This window comes from Candidatus Andeanibacterium sp. (assembly GCF_057143545.1).
This window is the reverse complement of the sequence record NZ_DBNHSF010000043.1, coordinates 1-4,114: the sequence shown is the minus strand read 5'-3', so window position 1 is coordinate 4,114 and position 4,114 is coordinate 1. Positions and strand designations below refer to the sequence as shown.

Annotated in this window: 4 protein-coding genes; 2 read left to right on the top strand and 2 right to left on the bottom strand. The window is 67.1% G+C overall.

Annotated features, from left to right (window positions below):
- Together hrpB and AC16XC_RS02605 are read right to left on the bottom strand one after the other, a co-directional pair.
- On the bottom strand, nucleotides 1-2,257 hold a 2,257-nt coding region (hrpB, locus tag AC16XC_RS02610; RefSeq protein ID WP_484033078.1), incomplete at its 3' end, for an ATP-dependent helicase HrpB.
- 13 nt (nucleotides 2,258-2,270) lie between these two features.
- Entirely contained in the window at nucleotides 2,271-3,293 is a 1,023-nt protein-coding gene (locus AC16XC_RS02605; protein ID WP_484033077.1) for a polyprenyl synthetase family protein, read from the bottom strand.
- Nucleotides 3,294-3,358: 65 nt separating this feature from the next.
- On the opposite strand from AC16XC_RS02605, the gene AC16XC_RS02600 reads away from it, so the two are divergent.
- Together AC16XC_RS02600 and AC16XC_RS02595 are read left to right on the top strand one after the other, a co-directional pair.
- Complete coding sequence (locus AC16XC_RS02600) at nucleotides 3,359-3,688, top strand: chorismate mutase (RefSeq protein ID WP_484033076.1); 330 nt, start codon at nucleotides 3,359-3,361, stop codon at nucleotides 3,686-3,688.
- 37 nt (nucleotides 3,689-3,725) lie between these two features.
- On the top strand, nucleotides 3,726-4,114 hold a 389-nt coding region (locus AC16XC_RS02595), incomplete at its 3' end, for a bile acid:sodium symporter family protein (RefSeq protein ID WP_484033075.1).

Genomic DNA, 4,114 nt, shown 5'->3' with positions numbered 1-4,114 from the left:
GAACCTCGACCGAGGGTCCGCCTTCGGCCTCGTAATCGATCGGATGGTGCGTCCCGGCCGGGCTGACCCATTCGCGCGGTGCCAGAAGGTCGAGCTTCCGGCGATCATCCCAGTCGAGCAGATTGAGGAGCACTTCGACCAATTTGCCCTTGTCGAATTCGAGATCGCGTCGGCCGGCAAGCAAGGGCGTCAGCCAAAGCTCTGCCTGTTCCCGCAGATTGGACGGTTCGAGCGCCGCGATTCCGGCATGCTTCGCCCGCGCGAGAAGGCCCTTCGGCAAGATATCCTCGAGTTTATCCAGAGACTTATCCACAAGCAGCTCGGTAACCGCAGCCGCATCGGGCGCCGGATCGGGCCCGCTCGCCAGCGTGATCGCGCCAATCCGCCGTTCGAGCCGCGCCTCGACCCTGCCTTCGGCCTCGTTCCAGCGCACGACCGAGCGCCGCTCGATCCGGTCCGCCAGCCATTGCTCGACTTCCTGTGCAGTCAGCGGCAGGGCAGCGGTGATCCGCGCGCCCTTGGCCTGCCCCTGCGCGTCGCCGATCGCGAGCCACTCGGCGGTCGCCAATGGCGAAGCGGGATCGAGCGTATAGCCCCTTCCCCCGGCGCTGAGCCAGCTCTCGCCCGAGCCATCTCGCCGGCGCGCGAGATTGTCCGGAAGGGCGCGGGCCAACAAGACTCCCAAAGGACAGAATCCTCCTCCCCCTTCAGGGGGAGGCCGGGAGGGGGCCTCCGAATTTGAGTGAAGCGCTGAATGCCCCTCCCCCAGCCCCTCCCCGTCGGGGAGGGGAGTCTGAAGCCTGCGAGCTCTTGCTGCCCAGCCGTCCGCCAGCCTGCGCGACGCCTCCGCCCGCGGCGAACGATCGCCATCCCAGCGCGCCATTCGCTGCGAAAGGTCTTCGTTGCGACCGCCCAGCCCCCGCTCCTGCAACAGCAGCGCCAGTCGCGCCGCATCGCGTGCCGCGCCTTCCGCCGCGCCGTACAGCAACAACGCCGCCAACGGCGGTTCCAGTGGCAGGCTCGCCAGCTTTTCGCCGAACTCGGTTATTCGCCCTTCCCGATCGAGCGCGCCGAGCGCCTGCAGGCGGCCCCGCGCGGCGGAAACCGAAGCCGGCGGCGGCGGATCGAGCCAGGCCAGCGAAGCAGGATCTTCGGTTCCCCACCGTGCCAGTGACAGTAGCAGCGATGCGAGGTCTGCGATCTCGATCTCCGGCGGATCGAATTCCGGCCGACCGGGATACGCGGCTTCCTCCCACAGGCGATAGGCGACACCCGGTCCCTGCCGCGCCGCGCGCCCCGCCCGCTGCGCGGCGGCGGCCTGGCTGGCTCGCGTCGTCACAAGGTGGGTGACCCCGGCAGCAAGGTCGAATTCGGCCCGCCGCGCCAGCCCGCTGTCGACCACAATCGAGACTCCGTCGAGCGTGAGCGAGGTTTCGGCGATGCTGGTGGCAAGCACGATCCGGCGCCTGCCTTGCGGATCGCGCCGGATTGCCGCGCGCTGGCCAGCCGGATCGACCTGCCCGTGGAGCGGCAGAATCGGGACGTCGGGAAGTCTAATTGCCAGCCGCTCCATTGTCCGCTCGATTTCGCCAACCCCCGGCAGGAAGGCGAGGATGTCGCCATCTTCATCGCGCCATGCCGCGAGTACGGCGCTGGTCATCGCTTCCTCGATCCTCAATTCGGGCCGCGCGCCGAGCCACTCGATCCTAAGCGGATGCGCCTTGCCTGCGCTTTCGATCACGGGCGCATCGCCGAGCAATTTCGCAAAGCGCGCGCCGTCGATCGTCGCCGACATCACCAGCAGGCGCAAATCCTCACGCAGCACCTGCTGGCTTTCGATCGCCAGCGCGAGGCCGAGGTCGGAATCGAGATGCCGCTCATGCGCTTCGTCGAACAACACCGCTGAAACGCCCTTGAGTTCGGGATCGTCGAGAATCTGCGCCACGAAGATCGCTTCGGTAACGACCAGGACGCGGGTCACCGCAGACTTCTTGCTGTCCAGCCGCGTCAGGTAGCCGATCGTCTCACCGGCCTGTTCGCCGAGCAATTCGGCCATGCGTTCGGCGGCGGCGCGGGCCGCCACCCGACGGGGGGAAAGCAGGATCACGGTGCCTTTGCACCATTCCTCTGCGAGCAGGGCAGGTGCGACCGCGGTCGTCTTGCCCGCGCCCGGCGGCGCGATCAGAACCGCCGAATTGCTCTCACGCAGAGCCTCGAGCAGGTTGGGCAGGACGTCATGGATCGGCAGCGCGGCCATTCTCCGCGCGCTCTCAATACCCCCGCGAAACCGCGAATTGCGCCGCTTCGACCATCGCCTCGCGCGCCTTGCCGGCGGGGAATATCGACAGCGCATCGATCGCCCGCTGGGCGAAGTGCAGCGCGCGGTCACGGGTCGCGGTGTGGGCGTCGTATTTGCGGATCAGCTCGACCGCATAAGCGAGGTCCTCGTCCGACGATCGGTGCCCCTGCACCGCCGCCTTCCAGAACGCCCGCTCGTCCGCATCGCCGCGGGCGTAAGCGAAGATCACCGGCAAGGTCATCTTCCCTTCGCGGAAATCGTCGCCGCTAGCCTTCCCCATATCGGCCGCCTCGGCATCGTAATCGAGCGCGTCGTCGACCAGCTGGAAGGCGATCCCGAGATTGCGCCCGTAATCGTCGAGCGCCTGCTCTTCCGCCTCGCCGCACTCGGCGACCACCGCGGAAATCCGGCTGGCAGCGGCGAACAGGGCCGCGGTCTTGGCCCCGATGATGTCGAGATAGCGCTCTTCGCTGGTTTCGATCTGGCGCTGTGCGGTGAGCTGGTCGACTTCGCCTTCGGCGATCACCGCCGAAGCATGGCTGAGGATCCGCAGCACTTTGAGGCTGCCGTCCTCGACCATCAGCTCGAAGGCGCGGCTGAACAGGAAATCGCCCACCAGGACCGTCGCGGGATTGCCGAAGATGATGTTGGCGGCGGCCTTGCCGCGCCGCAAATCCGACCCGTCGACCACATCGTCGTGCAGCAGGGTCGCCGTGTGGATGAACTCGACCGCGGCGGCGAGCTTGTGATGCCGCTCGCCATGGTAACCGACCAGTTCGGCGCCGGCGAGCGTCAGCATCGGCCGCATGCGCTTGCCGCCGCCCGATATCAGGTGGCCGGCCAGGGCCGGGATCAACGGAATCTCGCTCTGCATCCGGTCGAGAATCACCGCATTCACGGAATTCATCGCGGCGGCCGTGAGCGACAGGATCGGAGCCAGCGAGGGCTGCCTGTGCGGTTCGGACGGATGGAGGGGAATGACCTCTGCACTCATGCGACCAGCCCATGGAATGCGACAGCCCGCTTGGCAAGCTTGGAATCCCTGCTAGCAAGGGCGCCATGGCTTCGCAAACGAACCGACCGGACGCGCAATTGCCCGACGACCCAGCCAGCGACGCCGCCCTGGCGGCGTATCGAAAGAGTATCGACAATATCGATGCCGCGCTGATCCATATGCTCGCGGAGCGGTTCCGCATCACCCAGGCGGTGGGCGAGCACAAGGCCCGCGTCGGCCTGCCAGCCAGCGACCCGGCGCGCGAACAGCACCAGATCGCCAAGCTGCGCGCGCTTGCGGTAGAGGCGGACCTGGACCCGGAATTCAGCGAGAAATTCATCCGCTTCGTGATCGACGAGGTGATCCGGCATCACATGCAGGCGGTCGGCAAGTAGGAAAGAGGCGAACCGCGCCAGGGGGAGGACGCGGCCGATGCTGCTGAGGCTGACCAACAATTTTGCGCTGCTCACACTGTTGGGCGTTGCGCTCGCCTGGTTCCAGCCGGGCCTGTTCACCTGGATGACCGATGGCTCCAACACGCTGTTCGGCGCACCGCTGCTGTCGATCTCGCTCGGGCTGATCATGCTGGCGATGGGGCTGACGCTCGGCTTCGACGATTACCGCCAGCTCCTGCGGCTCAAGAAATGCTTCGCGGTCGGCGTGATCGGGCAATTCGCGATCATGCCCGCTGCCGGCTTCCTGATCGCGCTGGCGATGGGGCTCGACAAGGGGCTCGCGGTCGGGCTGATCCTCGTCGCCTGCTGCCCCGGCGGGACCGCGTCGAACATCGTGACCTACCTGGCGCGCGGGAACCTCGCGCT